A 15,132-nucleotide genomic window follows, 5' to 3' on the forward strand; every position below is an offset into this window, starting at 1 on the left:
CGGCGGGGTGGGTGGCGGGGCGCGGCGTTCGCGCGGCGGGCGGCGAGGCGGGGGCGGATGGGGGCCGGTGCCGGGTTCAGGCCATCCGGAAGGCGTGTTCCCGGGCGGCGGCGAAAGCGGCGTGGGCGTCCCGGCCGGTGAACGACCAAGGCGCGGGGGTGACATGTGGTCCGATGCGCTGGAACAGCGCTGCGGCCTCCGCCATCCGTCCTTCGTGGTACTTGGCGTAGGCGAGGTAGTTCAGGTCGACCAGCCGGCGGGCGTGGTTCTCCTCGGTGCCCCACTCCAGCCACCAGTCGAAGGCTCCGCGGACGGCGGCGCGAGCCCGGCGGCTGACCCAGTGGCCGGTGGCGGCGGGGTCGGGAGGGATCTCGCCGGAGGCGGCCAGCGCCTGGAAGCGCTCGGCGTGCGCGACGACGGGCAGCAGCGCCAGCGGGGAGTCCGCGGGGGCGTGTTCGGCGGTCGTCCGGGCGAACTCGTAGACGGGGTGCGGGGTCGTGGCCGAGGTGGTGGCCAGCCGTGTCGTCATCAGGTGGTGTGCGTGGTGGTGGTCGCGGTGGCGGACGCGCAGCTCGTCGAAGGCGTCCCGGAAGTCGGCCTCGGCTCCCTGGTGGTGGGCCAGGAGCAGTCGGGCGAGCCAGGGCGTCGGGTCGTCGGGTGCCAGCCGCTCGGCGGCGGTGGCGGCTTCCTCCGCCGCGTCGGGCGAGGTCTTGCCCCGGACGGCGCGGCGCACGGTGGCGCAGGCCAGCAGCAGCGCGGCGTCGGGGCTCTCCGGTTCGGCGAGCTGCCACTCGCGGGCCCAGGTGTGGCTGCCGGTGGCCTGGGCGAGGACGAGGGCGCGGTGGCCGCGCCGGTCCCAGTCCTCCCGGGTGGCGGTCAGCAGGGTGCGGGCGTCGGCCCAGCGTCCGCGGCTCAGCGCGTCGCGGGCGGCGGCCAGCGCGGTGTCGTCGAGAGCCGGGTCGGTGCTCCGGCTCTGTCCACGTCGGCCCAGCCGGAGGGAACGGGGTGGTGGAGTCATGGTCGGGGGTCAGCCAACCGCCGGGAACCGACCGCGTCAACCCCAGAACGAGCCATGAGCGACCGGACCTGTGCGGAGTGTGTCCGGTTGCGGCAGTTCTGCCGGACGTGCCGTCAATCTCCATGCTCCCGGTGCCGGCTGACAGGCGGCGGGGCGTGTTCCGGGGGCCCGGTGTCCGGGTCCCGGCGTCCGGCATGCGGCGAGCGGAGCGCCCGCCGGGGATACGCTCTGGGGGTGATCGGACGACTGGGGAACGCGGTGCGGCTGTGGTTCAGCCCGAGCCGGGTGCGCGCGGAGGGGCACACGCCCGACTACCGCTTCTCGCTGGCCAACGAGCGCACGTTCCTCGCCTGGATCCGCACGGCGCTGGCCCTCGTCGCCGGGGGCGTCGCCGTCGACCAGTTCCTCACCCGGCTCGGCTCGGCGACGCGCACGGGCACGGCCGTCGTCCTGATGGTGGGGGGCGCGGTGTGCGCGGTCCGGGCCGTGCACCACTGGGTGCGCTGCGAGCTGGCCATGCGCCGCGGCGAGGATCTGCCGCCGTCCCGGTTCCCCGCGCTCCTCGGCGTCGGCACCGCGCTGGCTGCGGTCGTGGTGGCCGGTGCGCTCGTGCTGGACGGCGGCGGCCGGTGAACGGGGCCCGGGACCCGGGAGTCCAGCCGGAGCGGACGCGGCTGGCCTGGCGCCGCACCACCCTGGCCGCCGGGGTCGTCGGGCTGCTGCTCGTGCGGCAGGCGCTCATCCGGGACGCCGGGATCGCCGGTTACGGTGGACTGGCGGTCGCCCTGCTGACGGTGCTGCTGCTCGCCGGGCTGGCTCACCGGCGGCTGAACGGCCTCGGCGCGGCCCGCCCGGCGCCGCTCGGCCCGCCCGCCGCCGGCGCCGTGGCGGCCTGCACGCTCGTTCTCGCGGCGGTGGGAGTGGTGATGCAGTGACGGCGGCTCTCGTGGTGGTCATGGGCGTGTCGGGCTCGGGCAAGACGACGGTGGGCACGGTGCTGGCCCGGCGGCTGGGGCTCCCCTACGCGGAGGGGGACGACTTCCATCCGCCGGACAGCGTGGCGAAGATGGCCGCCGGTGCACCCCTGACCGACGAGGACCGGTGGCCCTGGCTGGACGCCGCCGCCGGATGGCTGGCCGAGCGGTCCGGCACGGGCGGGGTCGTCGCCTGCTCGGCGCTGCGGCGGCGCTACCGCGACCGCCTGCGCGCGGCGGCGCCGGGGGTGTTCTTCGTCCATCTGGACGCGCCGCGGGAGCTGGTCGCCCGCCGCCTCGCCGAGCGGCGCGGGCACTTCATGCCGCCCTCGCTCCTGCGCTCGCAGTTCGCCGCTCTGGAGCCGCTGGACGACGACGAGCCGGGTACGGACGTGCCGGTGGACACCACCCCGGAGGAGACCGTGAGCCGCGTCCTGGCGGACCTGCGGCAGTGATCGGGGCGGCTCACCCGAGCGGCAGCGGCCGGTAGACCGTCAGCCTCCACTCCTCCTTGTCGAGCAGCAGCTCCGTGGGCGCCGGGGCCGTCTCTCCGTCGAACGCGCACACCGTGCCGGGCGGGATGCCGGTGATGCGCAGCCACGGCACCCGGGCGGCGGCGTGGACGGGCGAGCGGTGGGGCAGCCCCACGGCGGTGGCGAGCAGCAGTCGCAGCCGCGCCCAGCGCCCGCCGTGGATGATGTGCGTGTCGAGCCGGCCGTCCGCGAGGTCGGGCCGCCGGGGAGTCGCGCCGCCGAAGCTGGTGTAGGCGCAGTTCCCGGCGAACAGCAGCCAGACCGAGCGGCGCCGCCCGTTGACGGTGAGCTCCACCGGCCGGGCGTGGCGCAGCACGACGGCCGCGGCCAGGACGGCGGCGGGCCAGGCTCCGATGCGGCCCCGCCACCGTTCGCGCACCTCCACCAGCTCCCCGTAGACGCCGAGGCTGAAGGTGTTCACGAAGTGCCCCGCGTGGCCCGCGCCGCCCGCCCGGCCGCCGGGACCCGCCCCGGAGGTGAAGCGGGCCAGGTCGACGGCGACGGCGTCACCGCTCTCCAGCGCGCGGCACGCGTCGGCGGGCTCGACGATGCCCAGGTCCAGGGCGAGGTGGTTGAACGTTCCACCGGGGAGCACCGCGAGGGGCACCCCGTGGCGCAGGGCGAGCGGGGCGGCGGTGTTGACGGTGCCGTCGCCGCCGAGGACGCCCAGGGCTCCGCCCGCGTCCGCCGCGCGCCGCGCCGCCTCGTCGAGCGCCTGCTCCAGCGACCCCGCCGCCCGGTCCCACACGAGGAACTCGGCCCGCGGCAGATCCGTTCGCAGGACATGGAGGGATTCCGACGTTCCGGCGACGGGGTTGACGACGGCCACGAGCCCGCGCCCGCCCGGCAGGCGCGGGGCGGGCACCGTCGGCTGGGACGGCGCGGGCAGCGGGCGCGGGGCGAGCAGCCGGCGCGTGACGACGGCCGCGCCGACGCCGATCGCCGCCCCGGCCAGGACGTCGCTCGGATAGTGGGCGCCGGTGTACACGCGCGAGAAGGCGACGGCGGCGGCGAGCGGAGCCAGCGCCGTGCCCCCGCCGCGGGACTCCAGGGCGACCCCGGTGGCGAAGGCCGCCGCGGAGGCCGAGTGCCCGGAGGGGAAGGACGTCGTCACGGGCGGCCGCCGGAGGTGACGCACCGCGGGGACGGCGTCCAGGACCGGCCGACTGCGGCCGAACGACCACTTCGCGAAGCCGTTGACCGTGGCGGAGGCCGCGCCCAGCGCGGCGACACCGCGGAGTGCGGCGCGCCGGGCCCGGCCTCCGGGCCGGCCCGAGAGCGCCGCGCCGGCCGCGAGCGCGAGCCACAGGCGGCCGTGGTCCGCGCTGTGGCTCAGCCGGGGCAGGATCCGCTCGGCGCCGGGCCAGTGGCGGCCTGCCACGGCGGCGAACAGTGCGTGGTCCAGTCGGCGCAGGCGTGCGGGCATACGCAAGGACTACCCCGGCGGCCCGTCCCTCGCACCCGGGGACGACAAGGGCGGGGACGTCCGAACGGGCGGGGGGATCCGATGCGCGAACGTCTACGTCCCATCAGCAGCCACTCGGTCGATTCAGGTCGACGCAAACGGAGGTGGAGACCTTGGCCGGCTTCAGAGCACTCGCCGCGCAGGTCCGCGACCCGGCGCGCTCGCCGTCACAGCGGCGGCAGGCCCTGCGCAAATGCCTGGAACGTTTCGCCCCCTACGGGCACCGGGCGACGTGGGCGCACCTGTGCGCCCGGGGCGGTTTCGGCCCGGAGGACCGTTCTCCCGAAGGGCACCGTCTGGTCGCCGCGCTGGAGGAGCTGGAGGAGGCGCGGGAGGTCTGGCTCGCCTACGAGGAGAAGTCCGCCCGACGCCGCCGGGAGCAGAAGCACCTGGGCATCCGGCAGCCCACGGCACTGGACGACTGGCACAGCCGCACGTGGGGCGGCCGGGCGCTCCTGCACTTCGACGACCCGGCGCACGTTCCCGGGGCACCGCTCGCGGCCGTCCTGCGCGGGCTGATCGCCACGATGGAGGCGGAGGCCGGCCACGAGGGACGGGCCCCGGCACTGGCCGCCGGGTGAGCGGCCGGGTGCCCGCACGGTGCGGGCACCCGGCCGCTCGGGACGGCTCCACGGCCGCCGTCAGCTCCCCAGCAGCAGGCGCACCCGCGGCCAGCTGTCCGCCCGGGCCCTCGCGTCGGCGGCGAGGCTGCCGCCCAGGTCCACGTAGCGGTCGGTCACCGGGTGCCGCAGGTAGGTGGCGGTCGCGGTGTAGGGGTACGTGCCGAGGGCGTGCCCGGCGTCCGGGTACACCAGGGCCCGGTGCCGCTGGCCCGAGTCGCCACGCTGCCCGCCGATCTCCTCGGCCGCCGGTCCGGACGGCGAGAGCCCGTCGGCCCCTCCGGCGATCGCCAGCACCGTGCCGCGCACCCGGTCGAGCGGGATGGGGCTGTGCTCGACCGGCCGTCCGTCCTTCGTCCAGGCCACGTCGCCCTCGGGGAAGCCGCGGTGCGTGTCGCGGCTCGGGGCGTAGACGACGACGTTTTCGACCAGGTCCGGGTAGTGGTGGCCGAGGAGCTGTGCGGCCTCGGAACCGCGGGAACGGCCGATCACGGACACCCGCTGCGGCCCCTCACCGGCCTCCCGGTCCAGCAGCCGGAGCGCGGTGGCGAAGTACTCCAGCCCGATCCTCTGCAGGGTGTCGGGGCGACCGGGGCAGTCGAAGTAGCACAGGACGAGCACGGGGTGCCCGCGGGAGGCGAGCAGGGCTGCCGAGTACCGTTCCCCGACGCCGCCGGCGGAGCCGCCGAAACTGAGCACCGGCGGGCGCGCCGGCAGGTCGGCGGGCGGCTGGTACAGGACGCCGTGCACCTCGTCCTCGCCCACGGTCAGGGGGCGGTGTCTGACGCCGTCGCGCATCCACGTGCGGGTGAGCGTGCGCCGCGCGACGGGGGTACCGTCCGACTCGACCGTGATGTCCACGTCGTAGGCGCGCTGCTGCTCGGGCCACCGCGTCTCGAAGCGCGACGCGTCGGTCGGAGCGGTCTCGGGTCTCATGGACCAGAACAGCCCCATGCCGTCGGCCTGGTCGTAGGTACCCGACCGCGGCCGGTCACGGGTCAGGTCGACCGTGCCCGTCCCGTCGGCGGTGAAGACGGCCCGCCCCTCCCAGCGCTCGCCCTCCCGGTCCGTGGCCTGAGCGGTGACCGTCGCCTCGGCGTCGGCCCGCAGGCCGGTCACGCGGATGCGCACCGGTTCGTCCGCCAGGGCCACGGGCTTGTCCACCCTGATCCGGGCGTCGGTGCCGCCCTCGGATCCGCCGGCGCACCCCGCGGTGAGCAGCAGCGCCACCCCGGCGGAGGCCGCCGCCCGCATCGTCCGTCTCATCACTCCTCCTCGGTGAAGCCGACGCCTCGTCCCCGGCCTGGCCGGCCGTGCGTCGAGCGGCTCCGGGTGCCAACCCTGGCCCGCCGCCCGGCCCACGGTCACGAGGCGGGGTACGGCAGCGTTCGGGACGTCCTCCTGCCGGGTGTCGGCAGGGCGCTTCGTCCGGGGACGGTCCTCGGCCGTTGACAGTGGCCGCGCCGCCCACGCATGCTGAGCAAGCGCTTAGCACAGGGGGGTGGCCGCGGCCGCGCCCGGAACAACGGCGAGAGAGGCGGTGCGGTATGGCGGGGCCCCGGGTCTTCGCGACGGTGGATGAGCTGCGGGAGGCGGTCGGCGTCGAACTGGGGCCGAGCGACTGGCTGGAGGTCGACCAGAAGCGGATCGACCTGTTCGCCGACGCGACGGGCGACCACCAGTGGATCCACGTCGACCCGGAGCGCGCCGCACGGGGGCCGTTCGGGACGACCATCGCGCACGGCTATCTGACCCTCTCCCTGCTGCCCGTGCTGATGCCGCGGGTGCTGCGGGTCGAGGGGGTGCGCATGGGCGTCAACTACGGCGTGAACAAGGTACGGTTCCCCGCTCCGGTACCCGTGGGCTCGCGGCTGCGGGCCCGGGTGCGGATCGCCGAGGTCTCCGAGGTGGGCGACGACGGGGTGCAGTGCGTGGCCCAGACGACGGTGGAGCGGGAGGGCGGCGAGAAACCGGTCTGCGTCGCGGAATCGGTCGTCCGCTACTACCGCTGACGCCCGCCGCTCGGCGGGGCGCAGATCCGGCCGGGCGCCTCAGCCCGGGCGGGCGCCGACCATGCGCAGGGCGAGGTCGGCGTAGAAGGCGCCGATCTCCTCGGGAGTGCGGCGTCCCCCCGGAGTGAACCAGCGGGCGACGTCCACGCACAGGGAGAGCACGGCGAGCGCCGTGCCGCGCGCGTCGGCCACCTCGAACTCGCCCGCCTCCGCGCCGGCCGCGAGGAGATCGCGGACCAGCTCCTCGGAGCGGCGCCGCAGGCCGATGATCTCCGCGTAGTGCTCCTCGCCGAGCGCGGCCAGCTCGTACTGCACCACCCGGGCGGTGGTGTGGTGTTCGGCGTGCCAGCGCACGAAGGCGCGGACGGCCGCGGCCAGCCGGTCGGCGTTGCCGCCGGGCCCGGAGGCCGCCTCCGAGAGCAGCCGCACGGAGCGCTCGTGGCCCACCCGGCTGATCTGGTAGAGCAGCTCCTCCTTCGTGCGGTAGTGGATGTACAGGGCGGCGGGGCTCATGCCGGCACGGCCGGCGATGTCACGGGTGGTGGTGGCGTGGAAGCCGCGCTCGGCGAACGCCTCGACGGCCGCGACGAGCAGCCGCCGGGCCGCCTCGGGCGCCACCCCGCTCCAGGACTCCTGGGAGTCCCCCTGGGCCTGCGCTCCCGCCCCGGCTGCCTGTGCCACTGGTTTCGCCCCGCTTCCGTCGACCGGGCGAACACCATACATCGGTGCCGCCCCCTTCGCTGAGCGCTCGCTCAGCGAAGGGGGCGGGCGCCGGGGAGCGGGCAGAGCGCGCTCAGAAGGCGGAGACCCCGGTCAGGGCGCGGCCGATGACGAGCTTCTGGATCTGGCTGGTGCCCTCGTAGAGCGTCATGACGCGGGCGTCGCGCAGGAGTTTGCCGACCGGGAACTCGTCGATGAAGCCGTAACCGCCGAAGACCTGCAGCGCGTTGTTGGCCGAGCGCACGGCGGCCTCGGAGGCGTGGAGCTTGGCGACGGAGGACTGGGTGGCGAAGGGCTGCCCGCGGTCGATCAGGTCGGCTACCCGCCAGGTGAGCAGACGCGCCGCGTCCACGTCCACGGCGATGTCGGCGATCAGCTCCTGGACGAGCTGGTGGTGCGCGATGGACCGGCCGAACTGCTCGCGGGCACCGGCGTACCCGACCGCCGCGTCCAGCGCCGCCTGGGCGATGCCGACGCAGCCCGCCGCGACGGACATCCTCCCCTTGGCGAGCGCGGACATGGCCACGGAGAAGCCCTTGCCGAGGGGCCCGAGCCGGGCCGAGTCCGGCACCCGGACACTGTCGAGCACCAGCTCCGCGGTGGCCTGCCCGCGCAGCCCCAGCTTGCCGTGGATCTCCCGCCGGGTCAGGCCGGCCGCGTCCGCCGGGACCAGGAAGGCGGTGACCCCGCGGTGCCCCGGCTCGTCCCCGGTGCGCGCGAACAACAGGACGACGTCGGCCCAGGTGCCGTTCGTGATGAACATCTTGCCGCCGTCGATGATCCAGTCGCCCCCGGGCTCAGCACGGCGGGCCCGGGTGGTGAGGCTGCCCGCGTCGGACCCCGTGCCCGGTTCCGTCAGCCCGAAGCAGCCGAGCGCCTCGCCGGAGGTGAGGACGGGCAGCCACCGCCGCTTCTGCTCCTCGCTCCCCCAGGCGGCGATGGTCTTGGCGACCAGGCCGAGCGACACGGACACCACGCCGCGCACGGAGGAGTCCCCGCGCCCCAGCTCCTCGGTGACCAGGCAGTAGGCCAGGTGGTCCCCCGCGGAGCCGCCGTACTCCTCGGGAATCGTCAGCCCCAGGAATCCGAGGTCGCCCAGGCGCCGCACGATGCCCGGGTCGATCGACTCCGCGCGGTCCCACTCGGCGGCGTGCGGCGCGACCTCCCGGACGACGAAGTCCCGGGCCAGGGCACGCACGGCCCGCTGCTCCTCGGAGAGCTCCAGATCCACGGCGGTACCTCGCAGTCGTCCGGTCGTTGCCGTACAGGGCCGCACCGGTGGGTCCGGCTGGGCCGCCCACTAAACCTATCACCGATAGGTTTAGTGCGGTCAGCTCTACTATGGGGCGCATGGCCCGCCCCCGCAAGCCCCTCCTCAGCCGCGACCGCATCGTCGAGACGGCACTCGCCCTCGTGGACACCGAAGGGCTGGAAGCCGTCTCCACCCGGCGGCTGGCGACCGAACTCGGCGTCAGCGGGCCATCGCTGTACCACCACTTCCGCACCAAGGACGAGATCCTCGACGCGGTCGCCGACCGGGTCTGCGCCGACGTCGACCTGGCGATGTTCGAGGACGGCACCCCCTGGCGGGAGGCGCTGGAGGGCTGGGCCCGCTCCTACCGGGCGGCGCTGAGGGCGCACCCCAACATCGTCCCGTTCCTGGCCCGCGGACCGGGGCGGCGGCCCAGCCAGCTACGCATGGCCGACGCCGTGTTCGGCGCCATGACGGCCGCGGGCTGGCCCCGCGCCCACGCCACCCACATCGGCGCGCTCATGCGGTACTTCGTCGCCGGCTCCGCTCTCGGCTCCTTCGCCCGCGGGTTCGTGGACGACGCCGCGCTCTACGCCCGCGACTACCCACACCTCGACCAGGCCCACCTGCTGGCGGAGCACCAGCAGCAGGTGGACGAGGGCGCCTTCGAGACGGGCCTGCGGGCCCTCGTCGACGGGCTCGCCCTGCGCTTCACCGCCGCCGGCACCCCCTGAAGGGCGGGGGAACCGCGCGGACGGCCACCACGCACGGGCGCACCGCAGGGAACGGAGCGGGCCCTGCACCCGGGGGCGCACCCCGCGCCGGGGGCCGCGCTCGCCGGCCCCGCACCCCGGCGCAGACCTCCCCGGAGCGCGGAACGGCCTAGAACACCACCAGTGCCCGGCCGCCGCGCCCGGCCAGCATCGCGGAGAAGGCGTCCGGGATGCCGTCCAGCCCGATCCGGTCCGTGACGAGCCCGCCCAGGTCCAGCCGTCCCGCGCGCACGTGCTCGGCCAGCACCGGCACGTCCCTCGCCGGGTCGCTGTTGCCGAAGACGCAGCCCGAGAGGGTGCGGGCGAAGTGGAAGATCTCCAGCGCCGAGAAGGACACCTGCTCGGCCTTGCCGCCGATGCCCACGACCGTCGTCCGCCCGCCGCGCCGGGTGGACGCCCAGGCCGTGCGGATGGTCCGCGCCCGGCCGACGCACTCCACGGCGACGTCGGCCCCGTCACCCCCGGTCAGCGCGCGGATCTCCTTGGCCGTGGCCTCCCCGGCGAGCAGGAAGTCGCTCGCTCCGGCCGCCCGGGCCAGCTCCTCCTTGGCCGGGGACACGTCCACGGCCACGATCGGCCCGGCACCGGCGATCCGGGCCGACTGCAGGACGGCGAGCCCCACCCCGCCCACGCCGAAGACGGCCACCGACTCCCCGGAAGCGACCCGGGCACTGTGGTGGACGGCGCCCCAGCCGGTCAGCACGGCGCAGCCCAGCAGGGCGGCGTCGGTGAGCGGGATGCCGTCGGGCAGCGGCAGCACGGCCCGCTCGGGAACGAGCGTCTCCTCGGCGAAGGCCGCCGCGCTCAGCCCGGGATACAGCTCCCGGCCGTCGGCGGTCCGGGCGTAGGGCACGGTGGTGGCCGCGTTGGCGGTCGGGCACAGCCACGGCTCGGCCCGCTCGGCGCAGAAGCGGCACCGGCCGCAGGAGGGCGCCCAGTTGAGGATCACGCGGTCGCCGGGGGCGACGGCGGTGACGCCCTCCCCCACCGCCGTCACGGTTCCGGCGCCCTCGTGGCCGAGGACGGCCGGGACGGGCTGGCGGAGCGTGCCGTTGGACAGGGAGAGGTCCGAGTGGCACACCCCGGCCGCGGCCACGGCGACCCGCACCTGGCCCGGCCCGGGATCGGGCAGTGCGATCTCGGTGATCTCCAGCGGTGCGTCGACGGCGGGCAGGACGGCGGCTCGGACCACGGCGTTCGGCTCCTCGGTTGCGGGTTCACGGTTGCGGCTTCCCGGTTCACGGGCGGTACGGCTTCGAAGGGGCCGCGGGGTCGCCGGGGGCGGCCGGCGGTCGCCTTCTAGAACTGCAGGGACTTGGTCTGGAGGTACTCGGTGAGCCCGTGCGGGCCCAGCTCCCGGCCCACTCCGGAGCGCTTGTGGCCGCCGAAGGGGGCCAGGGGGTTGAACCGGCCGCCGTTGATGTCGACCTGCCCGGTGTCCAGCCGGCGGGCGAAGGCGACGGCCTCGGCCTCCTCGGCCGCCCAGACGGCCCCGGCCAGCCCGTAGTCGGTGTCGTTGGCGATCCGGGCGGCGTCGTCGACGTCCCGGTAGCGCAGGACGCTCAGGACCGGTCCGAAGATCTCCTCGCGCGCGACCGTCATCTCCGGTGTGACGTCGGCGAGCACGGTGGGCCGCACGTACCAGCCGCGGCCGAGGCCCTCGGGGGCCTCCGCGCCGCCGGCCACCAGCCGCGCGCCCTCCTCCACGCCCCGGGCGATGTACCCGGTGACGCGCTCCTGCTGGCGGGCGCTGACGACGGGACCGAGGCGGGTGGCCTCGTCGGCCGGGTCGCCGGGCACGTACTTCGCGGCGGCGCGGGCGGCCAGCTCGACGGCCTCCTCGTAGCGGTCGCCGTCGACCAGCAGCCGGGTCCAGGCGCTGCACGTCTGCCCGGAGTTGGCCATCACGTTGGCCACGCCCGCCTTGACGGCGCGCGTCAGGTCGGCCCCGGGCAGGACGACGTTGGCCGACTTGCCGCCCAGCTCCAGGGCGACCGGCTTGACGGCGGCCCCGGCGGTGGCGCCGATGCGGCGACCGACGGCGGTCGAGCCCGTGAAGGAGACGAGGTCCACGCCCGGATGCCCGGCCAGCGCCTCCCCGGCCTCGGGTCCGTACCCGGTCACCAGGTTGAACGTGCCCGGGGGGAGGCCGGCCTCGGCCACGGCCTCGGCGAAGAGCTGGGCCACCAGCGGGGTGTTCTCGGCGGGCTTGAGGACGACGGTGCAGCCCGCGGCGAGGGCGGGTGCGGCCTTGGCCACGATCTGGTGGAGCGGGTAGTTCCACGGTGTGATGGCGCCGACGACGCCGACGGGCTCGTGCAGCACCCGGGAGTTGCCGATGCGCTCCTCGAAGGGGAACTCGGCGGCCAGGGCGGCGTAGGAGCCGGCGACGGTGACGGGCAGTGCGGCGTGGACGGCGCGGGAGAAGGAGAGGGGCGCGCCCAGTTCGGCGGTGACGGTCGTGGCGATCTCCTCGCGGCGCGCGTCGAGGGCGCCGGTCAGCGCGGTGAGGCGGGCGGCACGCTCCGCGGGCGCGATGGCGGCCCAGCCGGGCAGGGCGGTCCTGGCCGCGCGGACGGCCGCGTCCACCTCGGGTGCGCCGCCTGCGGGGACGCGGGCGATGACCTCTTCGGTCGCCGGGTTGTGGACGTCGATCCCGTCGCCCCGGGCCGGTACCCAGGCGCCGCCGATGTAGTGAGCGTCGTGTGCCATGACCTCAACCTATCGCCGCTAGGTTACGACTGTCAGCCACCCGCCGCCGTGCCGTGGCTCACCCACCCGACACGCCGCACCACCGGGCGATCCGCGCCAGGGTGTTGCGCACGGCGAACGGATTCCTATGATTCAGCATAGGAATCGAGCGCGGCAGGAGCGAGAGCGACATGAGCGACGGGGACCAGACCCGCACGGCGGGGGACGAACTGTCCTATCTCTCCGGATTCGGCAACGAGCACAGCAGCGAGGCCGTACCCGGCGCGCTGCCCGTGGGGCGCAACTCGCCCCAGCGCGCTCCCCTCGGGCTGTACGCCGAGCAGCTGAGCGGCACCGCCTTCACCGAGCCCCGGGCGCACAACCGGCGCTCCTGGCTCTACCGCATCCGACCCTCGGCCGCGCACCCCGCCTTCACCCGGCTGGCGGGGCCCCGCGCGAACCCGGCCCTGCGCACGGCGCCGTTCACCGAGGTCCCGGACCCGAACCGGCTGCGCTGGGGCCCGCCGCCCCGCGCGGCCGAAGGCACCGACTTCGTCGACGGTCTGTGGACGGTGGGCGGCAACGGGGACGCCGCCCAGCGCACCGGCATGGCCGTCCACCTCTACTCCGCGACCGCCTCGATGACCGACCGGGTCTTCAGCGACGCGGACGGCGAGCTGCTGATCGTGCCGCAGGACGGCGGACTGCTGCTGCACACCGAGTTCGGCGCGCTGCGGGCCGAACCCGGCCACTGCGCGCTCATCCCGCGCGGCGTGCGCTTCCGCGCCGAGCTGCTGGACGCCCACGCGGGCGGCTACGTCTGCGAGAACTACGGCCAGCCGTTCACCCTCCCCGACCTGGGCCCCATCGGCGCCAACGGGCTCGCCAACCCGCGCGACTTCCTGGCCCCCACCGCCGCCTACGACGCCGCCGACCGGCCCGTCGAGGTCGTCAACAAGTTCTGCGGACACCTGTGGGCCGCGGAGTACGACCACTCGCCGCTGGACGTCGTGGCCTGGCACGGCAACAACGTGCCCTACGTCTACGACCTGCGCCGCTTCAACGTGCTCGGCACGATCAGCTACGACCACCCGGACCCGTCCCTGTTCACCGTGCTGACCTCCCCGACGGACACCCCGGGCCTGGCCAACGTGGACTTCGTCGTCTTCGCGCCGCGCTGGCTGGTCGGCGAGGACACCTTCCGCCCGCCCTACTTCCACCGCAACGTGATGAGCGAGTACATGGGGCTGGTCGAGGGCGCCTACGACGCGAAGGCCGAGGGCTTCGTGCCCGGCGGCGGCTCCCTGCACAACATGATGTCGGCGCACGGTCCGGACCGGGAGACCTTCGAGGCCGCCAGCGCGGCCGAGCTGCGCCCGCAGAAGATCGACGACGGGCTGGCCTTCATGTTCGAGACCCGCTGGCCGGTGGTGGTGACCGGGCAGGCGATGGACGCCGGACACCGGCAGCACGCCTACGACGAAGTGTGGCAGGGTCTGGAACGACACTTCCGCAACTGAACGTTTCGGCCCTGAGCGGCCGGGAGGCACGGTGACCCTCTTCGCCCCCGACTCCGTCGAGCTCAACCGCAAGCTGCCACTGTGGTACCAGGTCTCGCAGTCCCTGCGGGCCTCCATACTCGGGCGCCCGCCCGAGGCACCGCTGCGGCTGCCGACGGAGGAGGCCCTGGCCGAGCACTACGGCGTCAGCGTGCTCACGATGCGCCAGGCGCTCAAGGAGCTGGAGACGGAGGGGCTCATCTCCCGGCACCGGCGGCGGGGCACGTTCATCGAGCCCGAGGCCCGGCGGGGCCGACCGGTGCGGCTGCTGGGCTCGGTGGACGCCATCGTGGCCCAGCAGTCCGGCGAGGACACCACGCTGCTGGGCCACGGCCCCGCCCCGGTGCCGGCGGAGCTGGCCGAGTACTTCCCGGGCTGCGCGGAGGCCGTGTCCTACCGGCGGCTGCGCCGTGACCGGGCGAGCGGGGAGCCGACGAACTGGGCGGAGAACCTCATCCCTCCGGCCACGGCGGCACGCATCGACCCGCAGGCGCTGCGACGCATGCCGATGACCAAGCTGCTGCGGGACGAGGTGGGGATCCGCATCAGCCGCATCACGGACACGGTGGAGGCCAGGCTGGCCGACCCGGAGACGGCCAGGCTGCTGGAGGTTCCCCTGCTGAGCCCGATCCTGCACTACACGGGCGTCACGCTCGACGAACGCGGGCGGGTGGTGGACGTGGCCCGGATTCACTACCGGGGGGACCGGTTCTCCTTCTCGGTCACCGTGGAGAACGTCGTCGACTGAGCTGACGTCAGCTGAGCGGACGTCAGCCAGGGTCCGCCGGGCGAGCGCCGTCGGGCGCCGGGTGCGGGCGCTCGGCGCCGGGCCCACGCGGGCCCGGCCGGGCCGGGAGGCTCAGCCCCGGCCGCCGAACAGCGTGCGACGCAGCCGTCGCAGCGGCGCGAACAGGGAGACCCGCCCGCCACGGCTGCTGCGGCTGCTGCCGGCGTCGTGCGTGGTCAACTCCCGCATCAGCGTCAGGGCCTCGTCGGCCTTGCCCGGCGGCACGGCCGGGCCGCCGATGACGCTGAGATGCCGGTCCAGACGCGAACCGGAAGCGCTCGTACGGCAGTTGATCGCGGGCACCCGAGCCCTGCTGCGCGCTGTTATCTGCTCCATGACACTCCCCACCCGTACGACGGCACCTGGCCCGGGCAGGCCCAAGCCTATCGCCCGGAGTGGACCGGCGGGTATCCCGGCCATGGGAACCACCTGCCCCGCAAGGGCGTCGGCGAAGCTTTTCACACGTCGTCACCTGATGTCGCGCACACTCGGACGTGATGCTTCGCGCCCGCGCATGAGCCCACGCGCCGGGCGCGGGCTCCAGTGAGCCGGTTCCCCACCCCCTCCCCACCCGGCCACCATGGTCCGAACGCCCGTGACGAGGCCACCAGGTGCGGCCGGATCGTGGGGCCTGAACATCCGGCGCTTCGGGGGGCACAGCCGACCATGCACACCACGTCACACCAGAGCCCGCACGCGCGCCCCGGCCCGAGCGCGCACGCCCGTCC

The 15,132-nt window shown here is 75.2% G+C and carries 16 protein-coding genes; 8 read left to right on the plus strand and 8 right to left on the minus strand.

What is annotated here, in order from left to right:
* Window positions 1–76: 76 nt before the first annotated feature.
* The gene (locus O7609_RS01925) at window positions 77–1,018 is read right to left on the minus strand and encodes a hypothetical protein (protein WP_269742979.1); all 942 of its coding nucleotides are present in this window, start codon (window positions 1,016–1,018) and stop codon (window positions 77–79) included.
* Between the two features lie 234 nt (window positions 1,019–1,252).
* Here O7609_RS01925 and O7609_RS01930 point away from each other — a divergent pair, with 234 nt between their 5' ends.
* The 3 genes from O7609_RS01930 to O7609_RS01940 are packed head-to-tail and all read left to right on the plus strand — an operon-like array spanning window position 1,253 to window position 2,447.
* Window positions 1,253–1,651 (plus strand): YidH family protein, encoded by a 399-nt coding sequence (locus O7609_RS01930; RefSeq protein WP_269733165.1) that lies wholly within the window; start codon window positions 1,253–1,255, stop codon window positions 1,649–1,651.
* Window positions 1,648–1,953, plus strand: a complete 306-nt coding sequence (locus O7609_RS01935; RefSeq protein ID WP_269742980.1) for a DUF202 domain-containing protein — start codon at window positions 1,648–1,650, stop codon at window positions 1,951–1,953. Before O7609_RS01930 ends, O7609_RS01935 begins: the two co-directional genes overlap by 4 nt.
* A 20-nt stretch (window positions 1,954–1,973) precedes the next feature.
* Entirely contained in the window at window positions 1,974–2,447 is a 474-nt protein-coding gene (locus O7609_RS01940) for a gluconokinase (protein WP_269744299.1), read from the plus strand.
* 10 nt (window positions 2,448–2,457) lie between these two features.
* Here O7609_RS01940 and O7609_RS01945 read toward each other — a convergent pair whose 3' ends face one another.
* Window positions 2,458–3,951: a bifunctional phosphatase PAP2/diacylglycerol kinase family protein gene (locus tag O7609_RS01945; RefSeq protein WP_269742981.1), complete on the minus strand. Its 1,494-nt coding sequence runs from the start codon at window positions 3,949–3,951 to the stop codon at window positions 2,458–2,460.
* A gap of 152 nt (window positions 3,952–4,103) precedes the next feature.
* On the opposite strand from O7609_RS01945, the gene O7609_RS01950 reads away from it, so the two are divergent.
* Window positions 4,104–4,571 (plus strand): hypothetical protein, encoded by a 468-nt coding sequence (locus O7609_RS01950; RefSeq protein ID WP_269742982.1) that lies wholly within the window; start codon window positions 4,104–4,106, stop codon window positions 4,569–4,571.
* Window positions 4,572–4,631: 60 nt separating this feature from the next.
* Here O7609_RS01950 and O7609_RS01955 read toward each other — a convergent pair whose 3' ends face one another.
* On the minus strand, window positions 4,632–5,876 hold the full coding sequence (locus O7609_RS01955; RefSeq protein WP_269742983.1) for an acyl-CoA thioesterase/bile acid-CoA:amino acid N-acyltransferase family protein: 1,245 nt from the start codon (window positions 5,874–5,876) through the stop codon (window positions 4,632–4,634).
* A 281-nt stretch (window positions 5,877–6,157) separates the two neighbouring features.
* Between O7609_RS01955 and O7609_RS01960 the strand changes: the two genes are divergently transcribed.
* A complete protein-coding gene (locus O7609_RS01960; protein WP_269733170.1) occupies window positions 6,158–6,622 on the plus strand; it encodes a MaoC family dehydratase in 465 nt (154 codons plus the stop codon).
* A gap of 39 nt (window positions 6,623–6,661) precedes the next feature.
* Here the strand turns inward: O7609_RS01960 and O7609_RS01965 are convergent, their stop codons facing one another.
* Window positions 6,662–7,303: a TetR/AcrR family transcriptional regulator gene (locus O7609_RS01965; RefSeq protein WP_443072021.1), complete on the minus strand. Its 642-nt coding sequence runs from the start codon at window positions 7,301–7,303 to the stop codon at window positions 6,662–6,664.
* 112 nt (window positions 7,304–7,415) lie between these two features.
* A complete protein-coding gene (locus O7609_RS01970; RefSeq protein WP_269742984.1) occupies window positions 7,416–8,573 on the minus strand; it encodes an acyl-CoA dehydrogenase family protein in 1,158 nt (385 codons plus the stop codon).
* 119 nt (window positions 8,574–8,692) lie between these two features.
* On the opposite strand from O7609_RS01970, the gene O7609_RS01975 reads away from it, so the two are divergent.
* The gene (locus tag O7609_RS01975) at window positions 8,693–9,328 is read left to right on the plus strand and encodes a TetR/AcrR family transcriptional regulator (protein WP_269733172.1); all 636 of its coding nucleotides are present in this window, start codon (window positions 8,693–8,695) and stop codon (window positions 9,326–9,328) included.
* Between the two features lie 148 nt (window positions 9,329–9,476).
* Here the strand turns inward: O7609_RS01975 and O7609_RS01980 are convergent, their stop codons facing one another.
* Both O7609_RS01980 and O7609_RS01985 read right to left on the minus strand, forming a co-directional pair.
* Window positions 9,477–10,559: a zinc-binding dehydrogenase gene (locus O7609_RS01980; protein ID WP_269733173.1), complete on the minus strand. Its 1,083-nt coding sequence runs from the start codon at window positions 10,557–10,559 to the stop codon at window positions 9,477–9,479.
* 107 nt (window positions 10,560–10,666) lie between these two features.
* Entirely contained in the window at window positions 10,667–12,079 is a 1,413-nt protein-coding gene (locus tag O7609_RS01985) for an aldehyde dehydrogenase family protein (RefSeq protein WP_269733174.1), read from the minus strand.
* A gap of 170 nt (window positions 12,080–12,249) precedes the next feature.
* Here O7609_RS01985 and hmgA point away from each other — a divergent pair, with 170 nt between their 5' ends.
* Entirely contained in the window at window positions 12,250–13,578 is a 1,329-nt protein-coding gene (gene hmgA, locus O7609_RS01990; protein WP_269733175.1) for a homogentisate 1,2-dioxygenase, read from the plus strand.
* 31 nt (window positions 13,579–13,609) lie between these two features.
* The gene (locus tag O7609_RS01995; RefSeq protein ID WP_269733176.1) at window positions 13,610–14,365 is read left to right on the plus strand and encodes a GntR family transcriptional regulator; all 756 of its coding nucleotides are present in this window, start codon (window positions 13,610–13,612) and stop codon (window positions 14,363–14,365) included.
* A gap of 111 nt (window positions 14,366–14,476) precedes the next feature.
* Here the strand turns inward: O7609_RS01995 and O7609_RS02000 are convergent, their stop codons facing one another.
* Window positions 14,477–14,740, minus strand: coding sequence for a hypothetical protein (locus tag O7609_RS02000; protein ID WP_269733177.1), 264 nt, complete (start codon window positions 14,738–14,740; stop codon window positions 14,477–14,479).
* Window positions 14,741–15,132: the final 392 nt, after the last annotated feature.

This window comes from Streptomyces sp. WMMC1477 (assembly GCF_027460245.1).
Classification (GTDB): Bacteria; Actinomycetota; Actinomycetes; order Streptomycetales; family Streptomycetaceae; genus Streptomyces.